Annotated in this window: 18 protein-coding genes and 2 pseudogenes; 15 read left to right on the forward strand and 5 right to left on the reverse strand. The window is 68.8% G+C overall.

Features of this window, described 5'->3' with window-relative positions; genetic code table 11:
• The first annotated feature begins 51 nt into the window (after window positions 1–51).
• The 8 genes and pseudogenes from H7U32_RS06450 (at window position 52) to H7U32_RS06485 (ending at window position 9236) form a co-directional block, all read left to right on the forward strand.
• The gene (locus H7U32_RS06450; protein WP_204469108.1) at window positions 52–960 is read left to right on the forward strand and encodes an ABC transporter ATP-binding protein; all 909 of its coding nucleotides are present in this window, start codon (window positions 52–54) and stop codon (window positions 958–960) included.
• On the forward strand, window positions 957–2609 hold the full coding sequence (locus H7U32_RS06455) for an ABC transporter permease (RefSeq protein ID WP_204469110.1): 1653 nt from the start codon (window positions 957–959) through the stop codon (window positions 2607–2609). Before H7U32_RS06450 ends, H7U32_RS06455 begins: the two co-directional genes overlap by 4 nt.
• A gap of 24 nt (window positions 2610–2633) precedes the next feature.
• A complete protein-coding gene (locus tag H7U32_RS06460) occupies window positions 2634–4070 on the forward strand; it encodes a D-alanyl-D-alanine carboxypeptidase/D-alanyl-D-alanine-endopeptidase (protein ID WP_204469112.1) in 1437 nt (478 codons plus the stop codon).
• Between the two features lie 48 nt (window positions 4071–4118).
• Complete coding sequence (gene tilS / locus H7U32_RS06465) at window positions 4119–5252, forward strand: tRNA lysidine(34) synthetase TilS (RefSeq protein WP_204469114.1); 1134 nt, start codon at window positions 4119–4121, stop codon at window positions 5250–5252.
• A complete protein-coding gene (gene hpt, locus H7U32_RS06470) occupies window positions 5230–5802 on the forward strand; it encodes a hypoxanthine phosphoribosyltransferase (RefSeq protein ID WP_204469116.1) in 573 nt (190 codons plus the stop codon). Before tilS ends, hpt begins: the two co-directional genes overlap by 23 nt.
• Window positions 5799–7886 (forward strand): ATP-dependent zinc metalloprotease FtsH, encoded by a 2088-nt coding sequence (ftsH, locus tag H7U32_RS06475; RefSeq protein WP_204469118.1) that lies wholly within the window; start codon window positions 5799–5801, stop codon window positions 7884–7886. Before hpt ends, ftsH begins: the two co-directional genes overlap by 4 nt.
• Before the next feature lie 337 nt (window positions 7887–8223).
• Window positions 8224–8694 (forward strand): annotated as a pseudogene (locus H7U32_RS10790) (2-amino-4-hydroxy-6-hydroxymethyldihydropteridine diphosphokinase); the annotation flags it as partial.
• On the forward strand, window positions 8691–9236 hold the full coding sequence (locus H7U32_RS06485; RefSeq protein ID WP_204469122.1) for a DUF3180 domain-containing protein: 546 nt from the start codon (window positions 8691–8693) through the stop codon (window positions 9234–9236). The pseudogene H7U32_RS10790 and the gene H7U32_RS06485, both read left to right, overlap by 4 nt.
• Here H7U32_RS06485 and H7U32_RS06490 read toward each other — a convergent pair.
• Window positions 9169–9948, reverse strand: coding sequence for an SGNH/GDSL hydrolase family protein (locus tag H7U32_RS06490; protein ID WP_204469124.1), 780 nt, complete (start codon window positions 9946–9948; stop codon window positions 9169–9171). The genes H7U32_RS06485 and H7U32_RS06490 overlap by 68 nt on opposite strands.
• A 1462-nt stretch (window positions 9949–11410) precedes the next feature.
• On the opposite strand from H7U32_RS06490, the gene H7U32_RS06495 reads away from it, so the two are divergent.
• The 6 genes from H7U32_RS06495 (at window position 11411) to H7U32_RS06520 (ending at window position 19334) form a co-directional block, all read left to right on the forward strand.
• The gene (locus H7U32_RS06495; protein WP_204469126.1) at window positions 11411–12340 is read left to right on the forward strand and encodes a carbohydrate ABC transporter permease; all 930 of its coding nucleotides are present in this window, start codon (window positions 11411–11413) and stop codon (window positions 12338–12340) included.
• Entirely contained in the window at window positions 12333–13349 is a 1017-nt protein-coding gene (locus H7U32_RS06500; protein WP_239457573.1) for a carbohydrate ABC transporter permease, read from the forward strand. Before H7U32_RS06495 ends, H7U32_RS06500 begins: the two co-directional genes overlap by 8 nt.
• Before the next feature lie 179 nt (window positions 13350–13528).
• A complete protein-coding gene (locus H7U32_RS06505; protein ID WP_204469127.1) occupies window positions 13529–15760 on the forward strand; it encodes a glycosyl hydrolase 115 family protein in 2232 nt (743 codons plus the stop codon).
• A gap of 30 nt (window positions 15761–15790) precedes the next feature.
• Window positions 15791–16861, forward strand: coding sequence for a LacI family DNA-binding transcriptional regulator (locus H7U32_RS06510; RefSeq protein ID WP_275051227.1), 1071 nt, complete (start codon window positions 15791–15793; stop codon window positions 16859–16861).
• Between the two features lie 76 nt (window positions 16862–16937).
• Complete coding sequence (locus H7U32_RS06515; protein ID WP_204469131.1) at window positions 16938–17750, forward strand: sialate O-acetylesterase; 813 nt, start codon at window positions 16938–16940, stop codon at window positions 17748–17750.
• Window positions 17751–17792: 42 nt separating this feature from the next.
• Window positions 17793–19334, forward strand: a complete 1542-nt coding sequence (locus tag H7U32_RS06520; protein WP_204469132.1) for a glycoside hydrolase family 28 protein — start codon at window positions 17793–17795, stop codon at window positions 19332–19334.
• A gap of 121 nt (window positions 19335–19455) precedes the next feature.
• Here the strand turns inward: H7U32_RS06520 and H7U32_RS06525 are convergent.
• Both H7U32_RS06525 and ettA read right to left on the reverse strand, forming a co-directional pair.
• Window positions 19456–20349 (reverse strand): annotated as a pseudogene (locus H7U32_RS06525) (acyl-CoA thioesterase); the annotation flags it as partial.
• Between the two features lie 164 nt (window positions 20350–20513).
• Window positions 20514–22193, reverse strand: a complete 1680-nt coding sequence (ettA, locus tag H7U32_RS06530) for an energy-dependent translational throttle protein EttA (RefSeq protein WP_204469134.1) — start codon at window positions 22191–22193, stop codon at window positions 20514–20516.
• A gap of 174 nt (window positions 22194–22367) precedes the next feature.
• Here ettA and H7U32_RS06535 point away from each other — a divergent pair, with 174 nt between their 5' ends.
• Window positions 22368–23030, forward strand: a complete 663-nt coding sequence (locus H7U32_RS06535) for a YczE/YyaS/YitT family protein (protein ID WP_204469136.1) — start codon at window positions 22368–22370, stop codon at window positions 23028–23030.
• Here H7U32_RS06535 and H7U32_RS06540 read toward each other — a convergent pair.
• Window positions 22966–24339, reverse strand: coding sequence for an ATP-binding protein (locus tag H7U32_RS06540; protein WP_204469137.1), 1374 nt, complete (start codon window positions 24337–24339; stop codon window positions 22966–22968). The genes H7U32_RS06535 and H7U32_RS06540 overlap by 65 nt on opposite strands.
• 141 nt (window positions 24340–24480) lie before the next feature.
• Window positions 24481–25263 (reverse strand): hypothetical protein, encoded by a 783-nt coding sequence (locus H7U32_RS06545; protein WP_204469139.1) that lies wholly within the window; start codon window positions 25261–25263, stop codon window positions 24481–24483.
• Window positions 25264–25535: the final 272 nt, after the last annotated feature.

Below are 25535 nucleotides of genomic sequence, written 5' to 3' on the forward strand. Positions count from 1 at the left end.
GCCTCTGGGAAGGTCCGGTGGCGCGAGGGCGCCGCACGTTATGCTGGGAGCATGACTGCCGACATCCCATTCCCGGCGCCCGCCGCGCCGCTCGCTGCGCCCGCCGCGCCCGCCGCGCCGCCCGCCGCCGCGCCGGTGCCACCCGACCCCCGGGCCGCGGTGTCCATCCGCGGCCTGTTCAAGCAGTTCGACGGCAAGGTGGCCGTCAACGGCCTGGCGCTCGACATCCCGGTCGGCTCCTTCTACGGCCTCGTCGGCCCGAACGGCGCCGGCAAAACCACCACGCTCAACATGGTCACCGGCCTGCTCAGGCCCGACGCCGGCGGCGCCATGGTGCTCGGCACCGACGTGTGGAGCAACCTCGACCGGGTCAAACGCGAGCTGGGCGTCATGCCGCAGGCCGGGCAGATCTTCGACCGGCTGACCGGCCGGCAGCTGCTCGTCTACTCCGGCATGCTGCGCGGCATGCGCCGCGCCGAGACCGTGCGCCGCGCCAAGGACCTGCTCGCCGCCTTCGACCTGGAATCCGCCGCGGACACCATGGTCACCGACTACTCCTCCGGTATGACCAAGAAGATCTGCCTGGCCGCCGCCATGATCCACAGCCCGCGCATCCTCGTGCTCGACGAGCCGTTCGAATCCGTCGACCCGGTCTCCAGCGCCAACCTCAGGGACATCCTGGTCGAATACGCGGCCACCGGCGGCACCATCATCATCTCCTCGCATGTCATGGCGCTGGTGGAGCGCATGTGCACGCATGTGGCCATCATCAACAAGGGCCAGGTGTGCGCGGCCGGCACCGTGGAGCAGGTGGCGGCCGGCAGCGACCTGGAGGAACGCTTCCTTGAGCTGGTCGGCGGCCGCCACGCCGCGGCCCGGCTCGCCTGGCTCGACGGCGGCACGGACGAGACCGGAGCCGCCGTCGAGCCCGCCGCCCCGGCCTCCGGCGGTGCGCGATGAGCACCGTGCTCACCATCGTCCGCCTGCGCTGGGCGCTGACCTGGGCGGCGATGCGCAAATCTCCCTGGCAGACCGTCGGCTACGTGGTCAGCGCGGTGTTCGCACTCGGCGGCGTGGTGGGACTGACCGCCGCCGCCGTGTTCCTGGGAGGCGGCCCGGCCACATTGGGCGTCGAGGCGGCCATGCTCGGGCGGATCCCGAGAATCGCCATGGCGTTCGTGGGCGTCTTCGTCACGCTGTTCGTCGTCGTCATCCAGGTGATGATCATCGGTGAAGGCTCCACGATGGCCCCCGGCCGCTTCGCGCTGTACGGCATCCCCGACCGCACGCTGCAGGCCGGGCTGCTGCTGGCCGGACTGAGCGGCCTGCCCGCCATCGCCGGCACCGTGGCGCTGGCCCTGTGGTCGCTGGCCTACCGGTGGATGGGACCGGCGCCGGTGATCGCCGCCATCGTGGCCGCGCCGCTGGCCGTCGTCACGCTGATGAGCCTGTCCAAGCTCGTCATCTCGCTGGCCACGCTGCTGGTCGCCACCAGCCGCGGGCGCAACGTGTTCTACGTCGTGTCCATCATGGTGTTCGTGCTCCTGTGCCAGGTGCCGAACCTCGTGGTCAACTCCGGCGTCATCGACGGCTTCGGCGCCGCCGACTACTTCGCCCTGTTCACCCCGATCGCCGACGTGCTCGCCTGGACGCCGCTGTCCGCCGCCTTCCAACTGCCCTTCGACGCGCTCGCCGGCGCGTGGCTGCCGTTCGCCGGCCGCGTGGCCGTGCTCGCCGCCACCTGGGTGGTGTGCTTCCTGCTGGGCGTCTGGTGCCTGCGCCGCGAACGCCTGGTCGCCGGCCGCACGGCGGGCTCGGGGAAGACCAAGGGAATCGGCGCGTTCGGCTGGATACCGGACAGTCCCTCCGGCGCGATCTCCGCGCGGCTGGTCATCTATCTTCGGCGCGACGCGCGCCAGTCGGTCCTCTACCTGATGCCGCTGGTGCTCGTGGTGCTGTTCGCCATGCAGTCGCACGGCATCTCGGCCGTGGTCTGGCAAAGCCTGACCTGGATGGGCCTGTTCATGCTCATGTGCGAGGCGAACGGCCTGGCCTACGACGGCGGCGGCTTCGTGATGCAGGTGCTGGCCGGCACGCGCGGCCGCGACGACCGGCGGGGCCGCGTGCGCGTGTACGGCGCGTTCGCCACCGTGTATCTGGTGGCGCTGGCCGCGGTGATCTTCGCCGTGACCGGCGACTGGCGCACGGCGGACGGCCTGGCGCTCGGCCTCATGTGCACGCTGATCGGCCTGGGCGTGTGCTTCGCCGCGCTCGGCCTGGCCGAGGTGCTCTCCTGCGTGCTCATGTACCCGGTGCCTTCGATCGACCGGCCGTTCTCCTCGCCGCAGGGACGGGCCGTCGCCCAGGGATTCTTCCCGTTCGTGCACATCCTCGGCTCGGTGCTGCTCATGCTGCCCACGGGCATCGTGGCGATCGCCGTGGCGCTGACGGCGGGCTCGGCCGTGCTCATGTGGGCGGCCGGGCCGGTGGCCCTGGCCAACGGACTGGCCGCGCTGGCCCTGGGGGTGTGGCTGGGCGGTAGGCTGTTGGATGCGCGGGAGACGGCGATCGTGCGCATCCTCGACTCGTTCGCCTCCCTGCAGAAGTAACGCAAGGCGAGGAGAGTCAGCACCGTGGGTCGTCACCGGAAGCAGCGGACATACCGGACCGTCACCGTCATCACATCGGTCGCGCTCACGCTGGCGGTGGGCGGCGGCTACCTCGCCGCCGACCTGACGGATGTCGCGCCGGGCCTGCTGACCGCGCGCCACGCGGCGGCCAGGGCCGTGCCGGCCACGCTGACCGCGCGCGCCGGCGCCCCGGCGGTCGCCGACGCGAAACTGGACGTGCCGGTGGACGCGGCCAAGGCCAGCCAGCTGCTGGACGCCTTCGCCGCGGCGCCGGGCGTGGGCGCCGACTTCTCCGCCGCCATCGCCGACGGCACCGGCCACATCGTCGCCGAACGCAACGCGGACACCGTGCGCGAGCCGGCCTCCGTCACCAAGACGCTGACGGCGTTCGCCGCCGCTCACACGCTCGACATGGGCTCCACCATCCAGACCGAGGCCTATGTGACGCACGCGGACGACGGCGCCACCACCGTCACGCTCAAAGGCCACGGCGATATGCTGCTGGGCGCGGGGGAGAACGATCTCGATCACACCAACGGCCGCGCCGGCCTGGGCACCCTCGCCGCCGGCACCGCCCGGGCGCTCAAGGCGCAGGGCGTCTCCGCCGTGACCGTGCGCTACGACGACACGTTGTTCGGGGAGGATCGTTCGCCTGCAGCCATCGTCGAGAACAACGGCGACAACCGCTACTACACCGGCATCGCCACGATGGCCGTGGACGGCGGCCGCCAGTGGACCGACCTGCCCAAGCCCGCAGACCCGGACGACTCCGGCGCCTACCCGCGGCTGTCCACCACCCCCGCCCAAGACGCGGCCAACACCTTCGCCGCGCGCCTGCGGGAGCAAGGCATCGCCGTGGACGGCGCGGCGCAGGCCGGGCAGGCGCCGGACGGCGCCACCCCCGTGGCCCAGGTCAGCTCCGCCCAGCTTGGCGAGGTCATGGCCTTCATGCTGCGCCATTCCGACAACACCCTCGCCGAGCTCTTCGGCCGCCTCACCGCGCTGCGGCTCGGCACCGGCAACTCCTCCGCCGGCGACGCCGAAGCCGTTGCCCAAGTGCTGGCCGCGCACGGCATCCCCACCGACGGACTGCACCTGACCAGCTGCTCGGGACTGGCCCCCGGCACCACCCTGGGCGTGCGCACGCTCATCGGCGTGCAGGCCAGGCTGCTCGGCGAGAAGGGCGGCGCCGCCGCGCTGGAAGGCATGTCCGTGCCCGGGCTGGTCGGCACCGCGAAAAGCCGCGGCGCCGACGCCTCCGTGAACGGCCTGCTGCGCGTGAAAACCGGCAGCCTCGTCGGCGTCCGGTCGATGGCCGGCAACGTCTCGCGCAAGGACGGCGGCGTGCTCTGCTTCGCCGTCATCGTCAACCACGCCGGCAACGAATGGGAGGCCTCCAAGGCCATCGACGACCTCATGGCCGGCCTCGCCGCGCTGTGAGCGGTGAGACGGCGGACCTGCGGAACCGGTAAGGAAAGGACGGCGCGAATGCCCTACGACGCTCGGATGCGCGCGGCCATCGGCGCGACGCGCGCCGCGCTGGCCGGCCTCGGCCTGGGGCCGGCGGACCCACGCTTCCTCGAACACGGCGAGCATGAGCCCGCCCCCGGCGCGCCGCTGCTGCTCGTCGCCTGCTCCGGCGGACGCGACTCGATGGCGCTCGCCGCCGTCGCCCGCATCGTCTGCGCCGCCTGGGGGTTCGGCTGCGGCGCCGTCGTCGTCGACCACGGCCTGCAGGACGGCTCCGACGCCGTGGCCCAGGCGGCCGCGGACCGCTGCCGCACGCTTGGCCTGGCGCCGGTGGCGGTGCGGCGCGTGCAGGTGGCCGGCGACGCCGGCCAGGGCGTGGAGGCCGCCGCCCGCGAGGCGCGCTACGCGGCGCTCGCCCACGAGGCGGCCCGGCTTGGCGCCGCCGCCGTGCTGCTCGCCCACACGCGCGACGACCAGGCCGAGACCGTGCTCCTCGGTCTGCTGCGCTCCGGCGGCCTCGACGCGGTGGCCGGCATGCCGCCGCGCGCCGTCCACCACGGCGTGGTTTTCCTGCGCCCCCTGCTCGACCTGACGCGCCAGGACACGACCGGCATCTGCCGGTCCCTCGGCCTCGACTGGTGGGACGACCCCACCAACGGGCCAGACGCGGCGGCGGACGACGGTCCGCTGCCCCGCGACTATCCGCTGCGCTCGCGCGTGCGGCACGACCTGGTCCCTTTCCTTGCCGACTTCGCCGGGACCGACGTGACGCGCCGGCTCGCCGAGGGGGCGCGCCTGGCGCAACGCGACCGCGACTGCCTCGACGCGCTCGCCGACGCGGCCGGCGAACGCGCCGTCGCCCTCGCCGCAGAACCGGCCGGCGGCCCCTCCGGACTGCTGCGCCCCGGCGACCTCGCGGCCATCGACGCCCGTTCGCTCCAGGCCGAACATCCCGCCATCCGCACCCGCGTCATCGCCCGCGCCCTGGCCGCGGCGGGCATCGCGAGCAACGCGCGGCAGGTCGCCGCCATCGACCGGCTCGTCGCTGACTGGCACGGCCAGGGCGGCGTGGCTCTTCCCGGCGGACATTCAGCGAACCGCCAGAAACACGTCATTCACGTGTGCCAAGATGGAGCGCATGCGAATCGCTGACGTTCAGGACATGATTGACCACGAGTTGGTCAGTAAGGCCCAGATAGCGGCCAAGATCGAGGAAGCCGCCGAACAGGCGAGCAAGGACTACGCAGGCAAGGCCCCGCTGCTGGTGGCGGTGCTCAAGGGGGCGGTGAACACGCTCGCCGCGTTCTCGCAGGCGATGAGCATCCCCGTCGAGATGGACTTCATGAGCCTGTCCAGCTACGGCTCCGGCACCGAGTCTTCCGGCACCATCACCATCCGCCAGGACCTGTCCACGGATGTGCGCGGACGCCACGTGCTCATCGTCGAGGACATCATCGACTCCGGACGCACGCTCGCCTGGCTGGCGGAGGAGCTCAAGCGCCGCGGCGCCGCCTCCGTGGAGATCTTCGCGCTGCTCGAGAAGCCGTCCCGCCACGAGGTGGACGTGGACGTGAAATACCACGGGTATGTGATCCCGGACGAGTTCGTCGTCGGCTTCGGACTCGACTATGACGAGCGTTTCCGCAACCTCGATTCGATCGCCGTGCTCAAGCCGTCCGTGTACCAAGGAGGTCAGGCATGAGTTTCCTCCAGGACCCGAACCCGCAGAACAACAACCAGGGCGGCGGCAACCCGTTCACCAATCCGTTCCGCCGCGACCCGAACAACAACGCCGGCGGCTCCGGCAAGGGCAACGCCGGCCAGCCGCGCCCGTTCTGGAAGTCCCCGTGGCTGTGGGGCGTGGTCGTGGTGCTCGTCGTCATCCTCATGTTCCAGATGCTCATGGGCGGCGGCACGCAGACCATCGACACCAAGGACGGCATGAGCCTGCTCAAGGGCGACACCGTCACCTACGCGAAGGTGGTGGACAACACCCAGTCCGTCAAGCTGGAGCTCAGCAGCGACTACACCAAGCGCGACCCGGACACCGGCCGCACGCACAACTACGGCAAGAACGTGCAGTTCTACTACACGTTCGCCCAGGGCGCCGACGTGATCAAGGCCGTCAAGGAGGCCGATCCGTCCAAGGGATGGACCGCCTCCATCCAGCAGACCAGCATGCTCAGCTACCTGGTCACCTCGCTGCTGCCGTTCCTCATCATCTTCGCGCTGTTCTGGTTCCTCATGAGCCGCATGGGCGGCGCCGGCGGCATGTTCGGCATGGGCGGCAAGAAGAACAACGGCAAGCTGCTCGAGGGGCAGACCCCCACCACGAAGTTCTCCGATGTGGCGGGCGAGGACGCCGCCGTGCAGGAGGTCGAGGAGATCAAGGACTTCCTCAAGGACCCGTCCAAGTACAAGGCGCTCGGCGCGCGCATCCCGCGTGGCGTGCTGCTGTACGGCCCTCCCGGCACCGGCAAGACGCTGCTGGCGCGCGCCATCGCCGGCGAGGCGGGCGTGCCGTTCTACTCGATGGCCGGCTCCGACTTCGTGGAGATGTTCGTGGGTCTGGGCGCCTCCCGTGTGCGCGACCTGTTCGACGAGGCGAAGAAAAACGCGCCTGCCATCATCTTCATCGACGAGATCGACGCCGTCGGCCGCAAGCGCGGCTCGGGCATGGGAGGCGGCCACGACGAGCGCGAGCAGACCCTCAACCAGCTGCTCGTGGAGATGGACGGCTTCGACAACGACACCAACCTCATCATCATCGCCGCCACGAACCGCCCCGACGTGCTCGACCCGGCCCTGCTGCGCCCGGGCCGCTTTGACCGCCAGGTGGCCGTGGAGGCCCCGGACCTCGAGGGCCGCGAGGCGATCCTCAAAGTGCATGCCAAGGGCAAGCCCTTCGTGCCGGACGTGGACCTGCATATGATCGCCGTGCGCACGCCGGGCTTCACCGGCGCCGACCTGGCCAACGTGCTCAACGAGGCCGCGCTGCTGTGCGCCCGCGCCGGCGCGCAGCTCATCGACAACCGCGCCATCGACGAGGCCATCGACCGCGTGCAGGCCGGCCCCAAGCGCCAGTCCAAGGGCATGGCGCTCGAGGAGATGCGCAACACCGCGTACCACGAGGGCGGCCACGCGCTGGTCGCCGCCGCGCTCAACAACACGGACCCGGTGACCAAGGTCACCATCCTGCCGCGTGGCCGCGCCCTGGGCTACACCGCCGTGATGCCCACGCAGGACCGCTACTCGCAGTCGCGCAACCAGCTGCTCGACCAGATGGCCTATGCGATGGGCGGCCGCACCGCCGAGGAGGTCGTGTTCCACGACCCGACCACCGGCGCGTCCAACGACATCGAGAAGGCCACGGCCATCGCCCGCACGATGGTCGGCGAGTACGGCTTCTCCGCCCGCCTCGGCGCCATCAAGTGGACCGATGACGACGACCAGACCACCGTCATGGATGGCCTCTCGCCGCGCAAGTACTCCGACCGCACCGCGGAGATCATCGACGAGGAGGTGCGCCAGCTCGTCGAGACCGCGCACACCGAGGCGTGGACGATCATCAACGAGAACCGCGACGTGCTCGACGAGCTCGTCCGCCAGCTGCTGGTCAAGGAGACGCTCAACGAGAAGGAGCTCGCCGCCATCTTCGCCAACATCCGCAAGGCGCCGCAGCGCCCGGTGTGGCTGAGCGACGAACGCCGCCCCGACTCCGACAAGCCTCCGGTCGAGATCCCCGAGGAGCTCAAGCGCTCCGCGGGCATCAAGCCGGGGGAGTGATCCGGCCATGGGCAACGATGCGATGGCGGCCGGCGAGGCGCTGCTGGCCGGCCTGACCGCCGAAGTGACGCTGCGCCTCACACCGGCGCAGGCGAGGCTGCTGGGCGACGGCGCGCATGTGGACGTCATCGTCCACAGCGCCGACGGCCGCCACTCGGGCCTCGTCCACGGCGCCGCCCTGAACCTGGTCGCCGACGGGGCCGGGGCCCGGATTGCCGGGTCCGGGGCGGCCGCCGAGCCTGGCATGCGGCACGGGGCCGGATTCCAGACCGACGGGCCCGACGGGACCGATGGGCCCATCGGGACCGACTCCGACGGCACTGACTCCGACGGCACATCCCGCCGCGCCGTCATCTCGATGGATTCGACGTCGATGGAGGCGGAGACGCTGTTCCGCTCCGCCATCGTCGCGCTCGACGGCATCCCCGGCGGCGAGATCGAGGGCATCTCGCCCCTCTACCATGTGAGCGCCATCGACGGGCCGGACGCGATGGCCGCCGTCGTGCAGCTCACCACCAAGCTCGGCGCCCGCCAGCTCATCGCCACGCTCGGCGCCATCGAAGCCTCGCACGCCGACCAGCTCGACCTCGACCTGGTGGACATGGAAGGCGTCGAATCCGACGAGCCGGATTGTCGCGTCCCCTGGCCCTCGGCCCGGACCCACGCCTCGGTGCTCGCCCCCTGGCTCGACATGGACCCCGACGCGCGCATCGGGCGCGACCCGGTCTCCTACCTGCTGGCCCTGGCCCCCGACGCCGGCCAGGTGGGCTTGCTCTCCGACAACTGGGTGCTCGGAGGCACGGTATGAGGGCGCGGCGCACGCCGTGGTGGCAGTTCGTGGCCGCCATCGCGCTCGGCCTGCTGGCCGGCGTCGGTGTGGCAGCCTGGGCGGAACGCTACGGGCAGTCGCTCATCGGCGCCCCATGGTTTGTCTCCGCCATCTTCGCCGCGCTCGGCGTGCTCGTGTTGGTGCTCGCCATCCAAGTGCACAAATACGCGACCACCGACCCCAAGCGGCGCCCCCACACCTTCATCAATCCGACGCGCGCGCTGTACACGCTGGTGCTCGCCAAGGCGCTCGGGCTGGCCGGCGCCGCGCTGGCCGGGTATTACCTGGGGCAGATTCTCATGTCCCTGGCGCACGCCGAGGCCGACTACTACTCGCAGGCCATCCTGGAATGCGCGGTGGCCGCCGTCATCTGCGTGGCGGACATGGTCATCGGCATCGTGGGGGAGTGGCTGTGCCAGCTGCCGCCCACCGAAGGACCGGAGCATCCCAAGCTCAAGGCCGAGCGCCAGCGCCGGGGCGTGGCTCCGGCGACCGCCAAGCTGCGCGCAAAGCACGAATGACGACCGGGGCATAGAAGCGCTCGACCGCCGGCAGGTTCGGGTGGGTTCCCGAGGGACGCGCGCCGTCATAGGGGACCAGCGTGGTCCGTTCGGTGGCGGGCAGGCCATCCGAGCCAAGGTCGTCGAAGGACCAGGCGAGGCGGTCGGCCTCGCGCGCGGTGTCCAGATCCGCGTCCTCGTACACATTGGCGACGGTGACGCCGTGCCTGGCGCACTGGTCCATCGCGATGCGGTGCAACTCGTCCTGGATGGCGCGGTCCGGGCTGGTCATCCGCGCCACCGCCACATAGACGATGACGGCCTGCGGCCAGCGGCGGCGGATCGCTCCGATGGTTCGCTCGAAGCAGGCGGCGTATTCGGCCGCGTCGTGGTGGGCGCCGGGGACAGGATCGCCATGCACGTCGAGTTCGCCGCGGAACAGCAGCCATCCGTCGTTGGTGCCGCCGTCGAACAGCACAAGGTCAGGGGCCGGAGCGCCGGCGGGCACGCCTTCGATCTGCCTGAGCACCATGCCGCTCAGGTGGGGGCGGCGCAACGGGGTGTCGCAGATGGTCGCGCCGTTGACGGCGAAGCGCTCGAGCCGCATTCCCTCCCGCTCGGCCACCACGGTGGCGAAGCTCGCCTGGGGATAGGCGTGCCCGGCGACGATGCCGTCGCCGAAAGCGTACATGAGTGCGCCGGCCAGAGGGTGCTCGTCGGTGTGCTGGTCCATGTGATGGCTCTTTCCGTTGCTGTGTGTGGGCACGGGACGGCGCATGTCCTTCCCTGGGCATGCGGCCCGGCCCTGTCACGGCCCTTCCCGAGTGAGTATAGCCGTGCGCGGGACGACCCCGAGCGGTCCCGGCAGATGTGTCGTGGCGGGCCCATCCTCAGCTGCGCGGGAGCGGACCGGAGACAGTCCTGGCCGGTGCATGGCGTGACTGTTGCGGGTTCCGGGGCTGTGCATGGCATGACGTTTGTGGGCGGGGCTGTGCATGGGATGGCCATGGAGAGGCCGTTCGTCGGCGTGCCATGGCCATTCGGTGCACAGCTGTGCATGCGGGGACATTGTTCATGACCATCTGGTGCACAGCTGTGCATGCAGGGATGGAACGGCTGTCATCCCAGGCATAGCGTGGGAAGAACTGACGCCGATCACTCCGCCGGACCATTGCCAGGCAATCCGTGACACCATGACGTCACCGGTCCCGCACATGTCAACCATGCCCCAGCACATGCGTCAACCATGCCCCGAGACATGCGTCAATCATCTGCTCGGACTAGACAGTGCGGTGCGCGGTCCCATGCGGCGAACCGTATCCCCATGCGGCAAACCGTACGCTGGTCGTCCGTAAGAGTACGGTTTGTCGCACGGAATCCGTGTGAATGCGATGAACCGTACGCTGACTGGCCGCAAGGGTACGGTTTGCCGCACAGACTCCGTATGAATGCGGCGAACCGTATGCTGGCTGGCCGCAAGGGTACGGTTTGCCGCACAGACTCCGTATGAATGCGGCGAACCGTACGCTGACTGGCCGTAAGAGTACGGTTTGCCGCACTGACCGATGCCCGCACCTTGCTCGGACTTTGTGGGATTTTCTTCGGTTGGTGTTTGCTTTTGTCTTGGATGGGTTGGTGTTCGTTCCTGTTGTGGATGGTGCCTGGTTGGTGTCCGTTCCTGCCTTGGAGCATGCTCGGTTGGTGTTCGTTCCTGTTGTGGATGGTGCCTGGTTGGTGTTTGCTTTTGTCTTGGATGGTGCTTGGTTGATGTCCTCCCGCCTTGGAGCATGTATCGGCTGGTGTCCGCTGTTGCCTTGAGTCATGCTCGCTCAGGGCCAGAAGGCGCCGGAAGGCGCCGGAATGAGACGATACGTATCGACTCGATGGCATGGCCGCGTGGGTGACGAGCCGTGGAATGCCAGCGGAGAGAAGGGTTTTCTGGTGATGTGACGTAGAAGACGCGCCGTATCGATACGTATTTGCACAGCTGCGATCGGAGGCATATATTGTAAATACGTATCGAGTAAATACGTATCGACTGGATGGACGGCAATGACCGCCGGACAACCGGTCCCTTGGACTACAGATGCTCACAGGGTTGCGTCGTTGCAACGGAAGGAAAGGGGATCGCAAGTGCTGGTCAATACATTCGAAGCGGAGTCCATCTCCGCCGTGGCCAGGGAGGGAGGTGCCGCATGAGTTACGCGGCTGAGTTCGCCACACTGGTGAAGAACCGTGGCAAGAAGGACCGTCCCACCGACACCAAGCCGGCGATAGGTTTCCTGGCCCCGTGGATAGTGGGCGCCGTGTGCCTGACGTTCATTCCGATGATCGTCTCCCTGTACCTGAGCCTGACGAAGTACAACATGCTCACGAGCCCGAAGTTCGTGGGGCTGCAGAACTACCAGACGCTGTTCCAGGATCCGCGGTACATCAAGTCGTTGGGCGTGACGTTCTCCTATGTGATCATCTCGGTGCCGCTGCAGCTGATCGCCGCCCTGGCGCTGGCGGTGGTGCTGGACCGGGGCATGAAGGGACTGACGTTCTACCGGTCGGCCTTCTACCTGCCTTCCATGCTCGGCGGATTGGTGGCCATCGCGGTGCTGTGGAAGATGGTGTTCGGCGCCGAGGGCCTGTTCAACAAGGCGCTTGGCTTCCTCGGACTGCATGTCACCCAGTCGTGGATCGCGAACCTGTCCACCGCGAACTTCACGCTCATGGCGTTGCATGTGTGGCAGTTCGGCTCGGCGATGGTGATCTTCCTGGCGGGTCTGCGCCAGATTCCGCGCGAATTGTACGAGGCGGCCTCGGTGGACGGGGCGGGCAAGTGGCGTCAGTTCGTGTCGATCACGCTGCCGATGCTCTCTCCGATCATCTTCTTCAACCTGGTGATGAGCATCATCAACAGCTTCCAGACCTTCACGCAGGCGTTCGTCGTCTCGGGCGGCACCGGCGGTCCGAACGACTCGACGCTGTTCTACACGCTCTACCTGTACATGCAGGGCTTCGGCTCGATGAAGATGGGCTACGCCGCCGCCATGGCGTGGATCCTCGTGGTCATCGTGGCCGTGCTGACCGTGATCAATTTCGTCCTTTCGAAGTATTGGGTGCATTACGATGACTGACGCAAACGCTATCAAGGCCGTGCCCGCCGCGCAGACGGAGCCGTACATCCCCGTGCACAAGGAGCACCACAAGGCGCGCCGCATCGTGCTGCAGGTGGTCAAGCAGCTGGTGGTGCTCGCCGTGGCGCTGCTCATGCTCTACCCGATCCTGTGGATGATCGCCAGCTCGCTGCGCAAGCCCTCGGAGATCTTCACGAACATGGGCCTGTGGGTGTCGGACCCGCAGTGGCATAACTACGCGGATGGCTGGAACGCGCTGAGCTACTCGTTCGGCAAGTACTTCCTCAACTCGCTGATCATCGTCGCGTTCGCGATCGTGGGCAACATCGTGACCTGCTCGATGGCCACCTATGCCTTCGCCCGGCTGAACTTCCGCTTCCGCGGGCTCATGTTCGGGTTCATGCTGCTCATGCTTATGATCCCCGCCCAGGTGACGATCATCCCGCAGTACATCATCTGGAACAACCTGTCGATGATCAACACGTACGTGCCGCTGATCGTGCCGAAGTTCCTGGCGATGGACGGGTTCTTCACCTTCCTGTTCTACCAGTTCATCCGTGGCCTGCCGCGTGACCTGGACGAGGCGGCGAAGATCGACGGCGCCGGCCATGTCCGCATCTTCTTCCAGGTGCTGCTGCCCCTGATGAAGCCCGCCATCGGCACGACCGCGGTGTTCACGTTCATGTGGACGTGGAACGACTTCTTCAGCCAGCTCATCTACCTGACCGACCCGGCCAAGTACACCGTGCCGATCGCCCTGCGCACCTTCATCGACGCGACCAGCCAGTCCTCCTACGGACCGATGTTCGCGATGAGCGTGCTGTCGATGGTGCCGCTGCGCATCCTGCCCAACCTCGGGCTGCTCGCCTGCGACCTGGCCGTGCTGGCGGTCGGTGTGCTGCTGTTGCCCTACACCTTCTTCGTCCTGCCGGTGTTCGGCCTGTCCCTCATGGGCGTGGCCGGCGCGGTGGCCGCGCGCAGCGGATTGGCGGCCTACGTCATCCGCTGACAGGACGGGCCAGACGCCCGTGAACGGCAGATCTCACGCCGGAGGGTGATATCCGGCCGGTCCGCGGCGGACCGCGGCGGTGACGCCGGAACCACCGCACCATGCACTTATCCGTCGCCATGCCGGGCGGAGCCTGGGCGCTCCGTCCCTCCCGCCCGGACACAGGAGGACTGATTCCGATGCTTCTGGATGCATCCACCACCATCGACACCGTCGGTCGCGGCAGCGCCGTCGAGGCGGCCGCCGCCGACCTCGCCCGCGATCTCATGACCGTCTGCGCGGGCGTCGCGCCGGACACCGCCGCCGCGGCGCCGCTGCCGCGCCGGTCGGACGGGGCCATGGACGATGCCGTCGCGCCGGCCGGGGCCATCGGACGCATCGAGCTCAAGGACACCCCCGGCCTCGGGGCCGAGATGTTCCGCATCACGGCCGACGCCCGATCCAGCACGCTCACCGTGGAGGCCGGCGACGAGCTCGGCTTCGTCCACGGCCTGTACCACATCAGCCGGGAGCTGCTCGGCGTGCCGGATTTCTGGTTCTGGATGGACTGGACGCCGGAACAGACCGGTCCCGTCGAGATTCCGGACGATTACCGCTACGAGTCCCGCCCCTACGCCGTGGCCGAGCGCGGCTGGTTCGTCAACGACGAGATCCTGCTCATGGACTGGCAGCTCGGCAACGACCCCGACCTGCCCTGGCAGATGGTGTTCGAGGCGTTGCTGCGCTGTGGCGGCAACATGGTCATCCCCGGCACCGGCAACAACGCCGCCCGCCACGCCCGCGCCGCCTCCGCCCGGGGCCTGGCCATCGCGCAGCACCACGCCGAGCCACTCGGCGCGCGCCCGTTCTCCTCCGCCTACCCGGACCTCGACCCCTCCTGGGACCGGCACCGCGACCTGTTCGAAGGCCTGTGGCGGGAATCCATCGAGGCGCACCGCGGCCAGCACGTGATCTGGAACGTCGGCTTCCGCGGCCAGGGCGACGCCCCCTTCTGGAACAGCGACCCCAGCTACGACACCGACGCCAAGCGCGGCGCCCTCATCTCCGAGATCATCCGCATCCAACGGCGCATGGTCACCGACGCCGACCCCACGGCGCGCTGCTGCGCGTACCTGTACGGCGAAACGCTGGAACTGTACCGCAAAGGCGTGCTCGACATCCCCGACGACGTGATCAAGGTCTGGTCCGACAACGGCTACGGCCGCATGGTCACCCGCCGCCAGGACAACCACGACCCCCGCATCGACGCGATGCCCAACCCCGCCGACCACGGCGCCCAGGGCATCTACTACCACGCCTCCTTCTACGACCTGCAGGCCGCCACGCATGTGACCACGCTGCCCAGCGACCCGGCGCATGTGACGGCCGAGCTGGGCCAGGTGCTGCGCCGAGGCGGCGACGCGTTCTGGGTCATCAACTCCTCGAACGTCAAACCACACGTCTACTACCTCGACCTCATCGCCCGCCTATGGCGCGAAGGCGAGACCGCCCCCGCCGGTGCGGACGGCGCCCCCGCCTCCGGCGTGACGGCCACGGCGGCATCCTCGCCCGCCGAGGCCCCCGGAGACGACCCCTATCTCAGCGCGGCCGGCCTCGCCGAGGCACAGACGGCCGTGGACCGCCACCTGACCGACTACACCGCCGCGTACTACGGGCCGGAGAAGGCCGACGCCGCCGCGGCCGCCGAATCCCACCGCGCCTACTTCCACGCCGCCACGCACTACGGCCGGCATTGGGACAACGCCGCCGGCGACCAATACTTCAACCACTGCCCGCGCATACTGGCCAACCAATTCATACGCGACCACACCGGCGCCACCCCCGCCGAAGGCCTGGCCTGGGCCGCGCCGACGGCACACGACCTGACCGGACAGATCGACGCGGTGGACCACGTGGCCGAAACGGCTGCCGAAGCCTACGGCACGCTCGCCGACCGGAACACGGCCGCCGCCGTCGCCATGCGGCCGCATGCGCGCCGCCTGTTCGACGACTCCATCGCCATGCACGCCCAGGTCCTTGCGCGTTGCGCCCAAGGCACGCACCTGGCCTGCGTGGCCCTGCGCGACGGCCTGCGCGAGGACTGGCAGCACGCCTTCTGGCGCGCGGGCCTGGCCCGCCGCGAGTTCCGGCGCGCCCGCGCCGCGATGCTCGGACGCGGGCACGGCCGTTGGCACGGCTTCTACCACAACGAGGGATTCGCCGACATCGAGCAAAGCGCCTGGACGATGAGCCAGCTCATGGGCTTCCTGCGCCAGATGGGCGACGGACCGGTCTGCTACCAATGGCAACGCGACTTCATCTACTCGAAGGAGGAACGCAAGGTGACCACCCTGCTCACGCTCGAGAAACACCTGGACGACGACGAACTCTTCGAGGCGATGCTCGTCACATGGGAGGACACGGTGGCCTGAACGGACATCCGCCGGGCCCCATACGATGAGATGATACGGTTCGACCAAGGAGCGCCAGTGAGAACCCCCATAGTGCCAGGAACGCGCGCCAAAGCCACCAGCAAGGACGTCGCGCGACTTGCCGGAGTGGCGCAGAGCACGGTCTCCTATTACATGAACGGCAGCCGGCCGGTGTCCAAGAATGCATCCGCGCGCATCGAGGCCGCGATGAAGGCGCTTGACTACCACCCGAACTCCAGCGCCCGCACGCTGCGCACCCAGCGCACCAACCTCATCACCCTCATCGAACGGCTGTCCTATGACTCCGTCGGTTCGGACGTCATTCCCTATATGACCACGATCATCGAGGAGGCGTACCGCCTGGGGTACGACGTCATCCTCAACACCACGAAGGCCGACCCGAACAGCCTCACCCGTATGGAGGGGCGCAACATCTGCGACGGCTTCATCCTGATGGACATCGAGGCCGACGACAGCCGCATCCCTGTGGCCGCGGAGATCGGCTTGCCCACCGTCGTGTTCGGCCAGCCGCGCGACAGCCATGGCCTCGATTGCGTGTACTTCGACTATGCGCATGCCGGCGGGCTTATCGTCGACTATCTGGCGGCGCATGGCACCCACCAGGTGCTGTTCCTCGACGAGCTAGCCGATGGTTCCGGCCGCTTCCTCTACATACGGCGGCTCTACGACGCGATGCGGGAGCGTTGCGCCGCGCACGGCATGGATTTCGCCGTGGTGCCCTTCGACGAGCGGGACATTCCCGCCGTGTTGGAGGCGATCTCCGAGCGCATCGGCGACCGTCTCGCCATCGTCACCCGCCAGCCGCAGCCGACGAAAACCATCATGTTCGCATTGGAACGCCTCGGCGTCGTGCCCGGCCAGGACCTGACGCTGCTGAGCATCTGCCCCGACTCGAGGCTGGAGGGCTTCGAGACGAAGCCGACGAATATCTCGCAGATGCCGCGCGAGGTCTCGGTTACCGCGCTGCACACGCTCATCGACCGCATCAACGACCCCGGCCGGCCGCAGGTCATCCGCCCGGTCCGCGCCGACCACGTCACCACCAGGGAGACGACGGTCGACTTCCGCAGACGGACGTGATCGTCAGGGCGGCACACCCCGTGCCGCCATCGTCGGATATCGATGCGCAACGGCATCGGAAAGGGAAGGGATCCGGATGGCAACGCATCCATCGGAACCGACGGCGCAGGCGTCGCCCCGCGCCGTCGACCTCATCATGTTCATGGGCCAGTCCAACATGGCCGGCCGCGGCATCACGACGCCCGAGCATCCCGAGGGCGCCCCGGCCGCGCTGCCGGGCGTCGGCTGGGAATACCGCGCCGTCACCGCGCCGGACCGGCTCAGCCCGCTGGCCGAGCCTTTCGGCGTCAAGGAGAACCGAGCCAGCGGCATCGACGACGGCACGATGAAAACCGGATCGATGGCCACGGCCTTCGTCAACGCGCTCGCGCCGCTGACCGGGACGCCGGTGGTCGGCGTCTCCGCCTCCAAAGGCGGCAGCCGCATCGACGAGTGGCAGCCCGGCGGCCGGTTCCTGACGGACGCCATCAGACGGCTGCACGCCGCCGACGCCTTCCTCGCCGGCCAGGGCATCGCCGTGCGCCACCGCCTCATGCTGTGGTGCCAGGGCGAATCCGACGGTGACGTGGCCACGCCGCCCGCCGTCTACCGCGAACGTTTTGACCGGATGCTCGGCGCGATGCGCACGGCGGGCATCGAACACTGCCTGCTCGTGCTCATCGGCCGGTACAACGGCGCCAACCCCACCGTCGACTACGCGCCGATCCGCGCCGAGCAGCGCGCGATCGCCGCGGACGACCCGCGCGTCACCCTTGTGGCCACCGGTTTCGAGGGAATGAAGGCGCGCGGACTCATGAAGGACGACTTCCACTACGTCCAGCAGGCCTACGATGAGGTGGGCGCCGAGGCCGCCCGCAACACGGCCGCCTGGCTTGATTCCGGGCGCTGACCGCGGCGCCGGGGCAACGGAACGACTCGAAACGGAGGAACGATGGTCGCCGGATTCGACCTGTTCGACGCCTGCGTGGACGCCGACGCGGCCACGTTGTACTGGGACAAGCCCGACGCCGCCGCCCCCGGCACCTGTTACGCCATCGAGGTGGACGGCGCTCCGGCCGGAACTACCACGCGCACGCATCTGACGCTGGAGGGGCTGGCCGAAGGGCCGCACCGTGCTACGGTGACGATGCTGCCGGCCGGCACTGACCGGCCTGTCCGGCTCGGGGAGCTGACGGTGCGCGTGCCGCCCGCCAAACGCGACATCGTCGTCACCGCCGCGCCGTACCACGCGGCCGGCGACGGCGTCACGCTGAATACGGCCGCCATCCAACAGGCGCTCGACGACTGCGACGCGGCGAGCCGCGTGGTCATCCCCGCCGGCACCTTCCTCACCGGCGCGCTGCGGATGCATTCCGGCAGCGAGCTGCACGTCGCCGCCGGAGCCACGCTCCAAGGCAGCGCTGACCCCGCCGATTACGAGCCGCGCGTCTGGAGCCGGTTTGAGGGCGTGGAGCGCTTGTGCTACGCCAGCCTCATCACCATCGGCACGCTCGACCATGCCGCCGGCTTCACCACGCGCGATGTGCGAATCAGCGGCCCGGGCACCATCCGCGGCGGCGGGGCGGCGCTCGCCCGGGCCGAAACCGAGGCCGAGCGGGCGCGCATTGCCGACCAGCTTGCGGCGATGGCCGACTACATCGCCACCTGCGAGAACGAGGACACGGTGCCGGCGCGCGCCCGCGGCCGCCTCGTCACCATCGCCAACGCCGAGCATGTGCGCCTGTGCGGTCCCAGCCTCGCCGACGGTCCCAGCTGGAACCTGCACCTCATCTACTCGCGCGACGTGGTCACCCACGGCTGCGCCATCGCCTCCCGCGGCGTGTGGAACGGCGACGGCTGGGACCCGGACTCCAGCGAGAATTGCGTGCTCTTCGACACGCGGTTCGACACCGGCGACGACATAGTCGCCATCAAATCCGGCAAGAACCCCGAGGGCAACACGATCGGCCGGCCCACCCGGCATGTGAGGATCTTCGACTGCTCCTCCACCGGCGGCCACGGCATCGCCATCGGTTCGGAGATGAGCGGCGGCGTCGAGGACGTGCGCATCTGGGACTGCGACCTGTCCCGCTCGCTGTACGGCGTGCACATCAAGGGCACCCCCAAGCGCGGCGGCTATGTGCGGGAGGTGGATGTGCGCGACTGCACCGTCGCCGCCATCACCGTGCACGCGGTCACCTACAACGACGACGGCGAGGCCGGCCCAGGCCAGCCCGTGTTCGAGCGGTTCCGCTTCGAACGGGTGCATGCGCTCGGCCGGCAGTGGCGCGGGGATGACGCCGGCCGAGCGGTGCCGGCCGTCCTCCTTGTCGGCTTTGACGAGCCCGGCCACGAGGTGCGTGACGTGACCCTGAGGGACGTCACGCTCGGCGGCGTCGACGGCGGCAGCGGCACCATGGAGCTCAGCCATGTGGCCGGGCTGACGATGGAGCGCGTCGCCGCCAGCGCCAATCCGACCACCAAGGTCGACTGAGCGCGGCGGCTCAGGCCTGAGTGGCGGCTCCGCGCGCGGGCGCCGCCGTGCCCGCCGTCTTGTCCGTGGGCTTGGCGGCCTTGGACTTGTCCGTCTTGGACTTGGAAGCCATGGTGGGGTCAGGCACGCGGATCATCGCCTCCTGGGCCATCACCGCCACCAGTTCGCCCGAACGCGAATACACCTTCGCGGTGCCCAGGCCGCGGCCGTGCGCGGCGGTCGGCGTGTCCTGCACGTACAGGTGCCAGTCGTTGATGTCCACGTCGCGGTACCACCACATCGAATGGTCGATCGAGGCGTAGGAGATGCCCGGCGTCGCGATCGACAGGCCGGCGCGGCGCAGCACCGGCTCCATCATCACCTGGTCGCAGCCCAGCGCCAGCATCGCGCGGTGCATCTCCTGGGGCACGTCGGCGTGGCCGTCGGCCTTCATCCACACCATCTGGCGGCCGGAGTCCGCGTCGGCGGACTCGCGGTCCGGCCGCAGCATCACCGTCGGGGTGATGTGGCGGATGTCGAAGGGGGAGCGCTGCGCATAGTAGTCGGCGAACGGCGACTTGCCCGCGAACGGGGCCATCAGCTCCTTCGCGGAGGTCAGCGACTCCGGATCGGGCAGGTCGGCGGGCATCGGGTCGGAGAACTCGACGCCCGCCTGGCCGGCCTCCTGGAACGAGGCGATCGCGGTCAGGATCGCGCCCTCGGCCTGCGTCACGTTCACCCGGCGCGCGGAGAAGGAGCGGCCGTCGCGCAGCGACTCCACGTCGAAGAGCAGGTCCTGGTGGATGTCGCCCGCGGCGATGAAGTAGCCGTGGATCGAATGGGGCAGACGGCCCTCGGGCACCGTGCGCGCCGCGGCTATGAGCGACTGGGCGATCACCTGGCCGCCGTAGACGCGGCCGGTGGGGAAGTACAGGCTCTCTCCGTTGAGATACGTGTGGTTGCGGTAATCGGAGGGAGTGCCCAGACGCAGCACCTCGATCAGGTGCTGCAGCGGGCTGACGTTCTCGTCGCTCATCATGCCTCGATTCTGTTCGTCTGTTGCTGTATGCAGTCTAATGGGTGGAGGTGTCCGTCCGATGCGCGGCATGTAACGGGACGCTGGGAACGACCTATGCGGCGGAGCCCCGCCCCGCGGCGAGGCGGGACGGGGCTCCGGATGCGTCATGCGGCGCGGATGGGTCACACGCGCGTGAGCTTGCGGTGCAGGCGGTGCGGACGGGAGGCCTCCTCGCCCAGGCGGGCCACCTTGTTCTCCTGGTAGGCCTGGAAGTTGCCCTCGAACCAGTACCACTTGGCCGGGTTCTCGTCGTCGCCCTCCCACGCGAGGATATGCGTGGCCACGCGGTCGAGGAACCAACGGTCGTGGGAGATGACCACGGCGCAGCCCGGGAACTGCAGCAGCGCGTTTTCCAGGCTCTCCAGGGTCTCCACGTCCAGGTCGTTCGTGGGCTCGTCGAGCAGCAGCAGGTTGCCGCCCTGCTTCAAGGTCAGGGCCAGGTTGAGGCGGTTGCGCTCGCCACCGGAGAGCACGCCCGTGAGCTTCTGCTGGTCGGAGCCCTTGAAGCCGAAGCTGGCCACGTAGGCGCGCGTCGGCACCTCCACGCCCGCGACCTCGATGTAGTCGAGGCCGCCGGAGACCGCCTCCCACAGGTTCTTGTTCGGGTCCAGGCCCTCGCGGTTCTGGTCCACGTAGCTGATCTTGACGGTGTCGCCGATCTTGAGCTCGCCGCTGGTGAGCGGCTCCAGGCCCACGATGGTCTTGAACAGCGTGGACTTGCCCACGCCGTTGGGGCCGATCACACCGACGATGCCGTTGCGCGGCAGCGTGAAGGACAGGTCGTCGATGAGCACGCGGTCGCCGAAGGCCTTGTGGATGTGGTTCGCTTCGAGCACCAGCGAACCCAGGCGCGGGCCGGCCGGGATCTGGATCTCGGAGAAGTCGAGCTTCTTGTTGTTGCGCGCCTCCTGCTCCATCTGGTCGTAACGCTCCAGACGGGCCTTGTTCTTGGCCTGGCGGGCCTTGGGCGAGGAGCGGACCCACTCGAGCTCGTCCTTGAGGCGCTTGGCGAGCTTGGCGTCCTTGGCGCCCTGGATCTCCATGCGCTTGGCCTTGGTCTCCAGGTAGGTGGAGTAGTTGCCCTTGTACGGGTACAGGTGGCCGCGGTCCACCTCGCAGATCCACTCCGCCACGTTGTCCATGAAGTAACGGTCGTGGGTGACGGCGATGACGGCGCCCTTGTACTGGTGCAGGAACTGCTCGAGCCACAGGATTGACTCGGCGTCCAGGTGGTTCGTGGGCTCGTCGAGCAGCAGCAGGTCCGGGGCTTCGAGCAGCAGCTTGCACAGGGCCACGCGGCGGCGCTCGCCGCCCGAGCACACCTTGACCGGGGTGTCCGGGTCCGGGCACTGCAGCGCGTCCATCGCCTGCTCGAGCTGGGAGTCGAGGTCCCAGCCGTTGGCGGCGTCGATCTCGTTCTGCAGCTTGCCCATCTCCTCCATCAGGGCGTCGAAGTCGGCGTCCGGATTCGCCATCTCCTCGCCGATCTGGTTGAAGCGGGCGACCTTCTCGGCGATCTCGCCGAAGGCCATCTTGATGTTCTCGCCCACGGTCTTCGTGTCGTCCAGCGGCGGCTCCTGCTGGAGGATGCCCACCGTGTAGCCGGGGGTGAGCGTGGCCTCGCCGTTGCTCACGGTCTCGAGGCCGGCCATGATCTTCAGCAGCGTGGACTTGCCCATGCCGTTGGGACCCACGACGCCGATCTTGGCGCCGGGCAGGAAGCTCAGGGTCACGTCGTCGAGGATCACGCGGTCGCCGAAGGCTTTGCGCGCCTTGATCATCTGGAATACGAATTCAGCCAATTGGGTTCCGTTCTCTTGGAAAACATAGGGAATCGGTCAAACATCCCCATTATTCCACAAGGGGTGCCGCCCGGGCCGTGGCGGCCGCGGCGGGGGAGGGGAGGAGCCTTGTCGGGGGAGCTGCTTTGTATGTGGGGTGACTTCGCCGAGGAGAGGAAAGGACCACACCGCCATATGAACCACATCGTGCCGCGACTGTTGTTCTTCGTGCTGGGCACCGGCATCAACTCGATGGGCATCTCGCTGATCACGCTCGGCAGCCTCGGCACCTCGCCGATCTCCAGCACGCCGTATGTGGCGAGCCTGGCCTTCCCCGCGCTGAGCTTCGGCATGACGACGTTCATCTGGAACGTGCTGTTCATCCTTATCCAGGTGGCGCTGCTGCGGCGGCGCTTCAAGCCCTCGCAGTTCCTCCAGGTGGCCGCCAACCTGCTGTTCAGTGCGATGATCGACGTGAGCATGGCCCTGTTCGGCTTCCTGCATCCCACGGCCCTGTGGCAGCAGCTGCTGTGCGTGGTGGCCGGATGCGTGGTGCTGGCGCTCGGCATCGTCATCGAGGTGGCGCCGAACGTCATCGTGGTGCCCGGCGAGGGCGTCGTGCGGGCGCTCGCCATCGTGACCGGCGTGCGCTACGGCACCGTCAAGGCCGTGTTCGACGTGTCGCTCATCGTCATTGCCGTGGTGCTGTCACTCGTGTGTTTCCACGGGCTGCGCGGCGTGGGCGTGGGCACCATCGTCTCCGCGCTGCTGGTCGGACCGGTCATCAACGTCATCAACCGCGTCTTCCGGTTCCCGGACCGCATCCGCGCGCTGGCGCTGGCCCACGACGCCCGCTGAGGTCGTCGGCGGTGGCGTCGGCGTGGGCCGTGAAGTTGCGGCCGGGGATGACGATGCGGAACCGGTCGAGGCTGTTGTCGATGTGCACCGGTTCGCGCAGCTCGCGGCGCAGGGCGGCGCCGATGCGCATATAGCCGGTGCCGTCGTTGCCGAGCACGGTGCCGCACCCCGGGCAGGGCGTGGATTGCAGCAGCGCGACCAGGAACGCGTTGCGCGCCGAGGTCAGCGCCTCCCGCGTCAGCCGCTTCTTCGACACCGCGCCGTACAGGCCGCCGGGATTCGTCACCTCGATGCGGTCGGTGAACACCTCGACGATGACCGGCGTGCCCAGCGCGTCCTGCGAGTAATCGCGGTGCACCAGCGCGTTCGCGATCACCTCCCGCAGCACCAGTCGCGGATACGCCGGATGCCCGTCCTCGGCGCCGGAGCCATCCTCCGCTGTGGGGTCGGGGTCACGGGCGGTCAGCTCGGCCAAGGCATCCACTGCGTCGGCGATCATCGTGGGGATCGGTCCGGTGATGGTGCGCGAGGCGACCAGGCGCGCCTCGCCCGCCAGCACCTCGTCGCGCGAGGTGCCCGGGTATACGGCGATGGTGACGTTGAGCCGCGGGAAGAACTTCTGCGGGTAGTGCCCCAACGCCATCAGGCCCGCCAGCGTCGGCCGCTGGCAGCCGTCGTCGGCAGGCCTGATCACGCGTAGGTCCAGCAGCATATCCGTATCGTCGCGGTGCGCGAACACGTGCGGATGCTGGGTGCGTTCGCATTCCAGCAGCGCGCGCAAGGCGGCCGGGTCGAGGTCATCGGTGGTGGCCTCCTCCACAATCGCGATGTCATGTTCCGGCTGGCGCTGCTCCTCCAACAGGCGAGCCACCTCGTACTCGGTCATCTTCCGGTCGCCGTCGCCGGTACGGATATACGATCCGCCGTGGGGGCCCACGGCTGTGATATAGCAGGGTTTCTCCCGCGGCAGCATCTCGTCGATCACCGCGAACACCAGGTTGGCGCCCTCGAACGGGCAGGTCACGATCACCGGGCGCACCGGCGGCGTGAGCTTCTCGCACACCTGGCTCAGGGATTCCTGCATCGCGCGGGCGTCGAAGCCCTCCACCGGTGTGAACCCCGCCTTCTCGCTCAACCCTAGGATCACATAGCCGCCATTGCCGTTCGAGAACGCGGACAGCGTCTCCGCCATCGTGGTGCTGATATGCCGGCGGCACTCCTTGACCTCGCACTGCTGGGTGTCGTTGCCGATGATGCGCATCAGGCGGATGAGTCGGGTCATCCGGGCCGTGTAGTCGCCGTTGTCCATGCCGCCACCTCCGCCGTGTGATGCCTCCCATCATACGGCCGGCGGGACGGACCGCGGCGGCATGGGGCCGATGCCGCAGCCTGGTCGTCGGGCGGCCCGCGCAGGCGGCACCCGACGCACCCGACGCACCAGACGCGCCGGTCATGGCTCCGGCTCCGTGCGCGACAGCTTCGCCCACACATCCTCCACGCCGTGTATGCGCTCGTAGTCGCGCGCCGGCGCGGCGTCCACCCATGCGCCGGTGTCCCGTCCGAACAGGAACCGCACCAGGTCCGCGTACTGCGGCCGGCGCTGGCCGAGCATCCGGCAGAAGCGCATGTGGGCGCGGTCGGCGTCCTCGCGGCGCGAGAGGTGCAACGGCGTGCCGATCACCTTCCACACGCCCCGGGCCTCGGCGATGCGCCCCACCAGCGTGCCACGCTTCGTGCCGTCGCAGCGGGAGGCGAGCTCGCGGGCGTGCACCGCGTACACGTCGCCGCCGGCGCGGTCCTCCAGCCAGATGCGGCCACTGACCGCGTTCGCATCGATGATGCGGTACCACGAGGCGCGGTTCGTGGCCGACACCTCGCGCAGGTCCGTGTACTCGCGCCGTCCGATGCAGTTGAGCTTGCGGCGCAGGTATCTCGAGGCGATGTCGAAGGGCGTCTGGCCGCAGATGTCCAGTTCGCAGTCGAACGTGAACCAATCCTCGAAGGCGCGTTGCATCATCGCATCGAAATCCTTGTCCGGCTTGCGGTTCGGCTCCAGATCGACCTGGGCCAGGAAGTCGCGGCGGGCGTCCCCGTACAGCGACAGGTCCACGCGTTTGAACAGCTCGGCGATGGCATGCGGCTGGATCATCGTCGGTTCGCAGGGTGTCCCTCCGGCGCCGTCATGCTTGTCCGGCCTGCGGTCGATGGTGTCGTCGATCACGGTCATGGTCATCTTGTGCCCTCCTGTCTCCCGGTCTCGGCCGGGATGCCCAGGCGACGTCGTTGCCGCCTGTGCCCGCCACGATAGGAGGGGCGGGAGGGCGGCGACAACCGCCATCCCCCCGGACGGTGGATAAGTGGACGGAGCGGCGTGTCGGGGTCTTCGGGCCGGTGGATAACCAGACCGTGTCGCGCAGGATTGTGGATAACCCGGCGCGGCACGGCGGAACATTCTGTGGACGGCCAGACCCCGGCCGGGCGTTGTGGACGGAGCGGGACCGTCCA

Source organism: Bifidobacterium pullorum subsp. saeculare (assembly GCF_016899725.1).
In the GTDB taxonomy this organism is placed as follows: domain Bacteria; phylum Actinomycetota; class Actinomycetes; order Actinomycetales; family Bifidobacteriaceae; genus Bifidobacterium; species Bifidobacterium pullorum_C.

Excerpts from the sequence above, each read along its gene's own strand:
- H7U32_RS06515 (WP_204469131.1), top strand. The coding sequence starts at position 16,938 with ATGGCAACGCATCCATCGGAACCGACGGCGCAGGCGTCGCCCCGCGCC.
- H7U32_RS06500 (WP_239457573.1), top strand. The coding sequence starts at position 12,333 with ATGACTGACGCAAACGCTATCAAGGCCGTGCCCGCCGCGCAGACGGAG.
- H7U32_RS06450 (WP_204469108.1), top strand. The coding sequence starts at position 52 with ATGACTGCCGACATCCCATTCCCGGCGCCCGCCGCGCCGCTCGCTGCG.
- H7U32_RS06535 (WP_204469136.1), top strand. The coding sequence starts at position 22,368 with ATGAACCACATCGTGCCGCGACTGTTGTTCTTCGTGCTGGGCACCGGC.
- H7U32_RS06540 (WP_204469137.1), bottom strand. The coding sequence starts at position 24,339 with ATGGACAACGGCGACTACACGGCCCGGATGACCCGACTCATCCGCCTG.
- H7U32_RS06545 (WP_204469139.1), bottom strand. The coding sequence starts at position 25,263 with ATGACCATGACCGTGATCGACGACACCATCGACCGCAGGCCGGACAAG.
- H7U32_RS06495 (WP_204469126.1), top strand. The coding sequence starts at position 11,411 with ATGAGTTACGCGGCTGAGTTCGCCACACTGGTGAAGAACCGTGGCAAG.
- tilS (WP_204469114.1), top strand. The coding sequence starts at position 4,119 with ATGCCCTACGACGCTCGGATGCGCGCGGCCATCGGCGCGACGCGCGCC.
- H7U32_RS06520 (WP_204469132.1), top strand. The coding sequence starts at position 17,793 with ATGGTCGCCGGATTCGACCTGTTCGACGCCTGCGTGGACGCCGACGCG.
- H7U32_RS06490 (WP_204469124.1), bottom strand. The coding sequence starts at position 9,948 with ATGGACCAGCACACCGACGAGCACCCTCTGGCCGGCGCACTCATGTAC.
- H7U32_RS06485 (WP_204469122.1), top strand. The coding sequence starts at position 8,691 with ATGAGGGCGCGGCGCACGCCGTGGTGGCAGTTCGTGGCCGCCATCGCG.
- hpt (WP_204469116.1), top strand. The coding sequence starts at position 5,230 with ATGGAGCGCATGCGAATCGCTGACGTTCAGGACATGATTGACCACGAG.
- H7U32_RS06505 (WP_204469127.1), top strand. The coding sequence starts at position 13,529 with ATGCTTCTGGATGCATCCACCACCATCGACACCGTCGGTCGCGGCAGC.
- H7U32_RS06455 (WP_204469110.1), top strand. The coding sequence starts at position 957 with ATGAGCACCGTGCTCACCATCGTCCGCCTGCGCTGGGCGCTGACCTGG.
- H7U32_RS06510 (WP_275051227.1), top strand. The coding sequence starts at position 15,791 with ATGATACGGTTCGACCAAGGAGCGCCAGTGAGAACCCCCATAGTGCCA.
- ftsH (WP_204469118.1), top strand. The coding sequence starts at position 5,799 with ATGAGTTTCCTCCAGGACCCGAACCCGCAGAACAACAACCAGGGCGGC.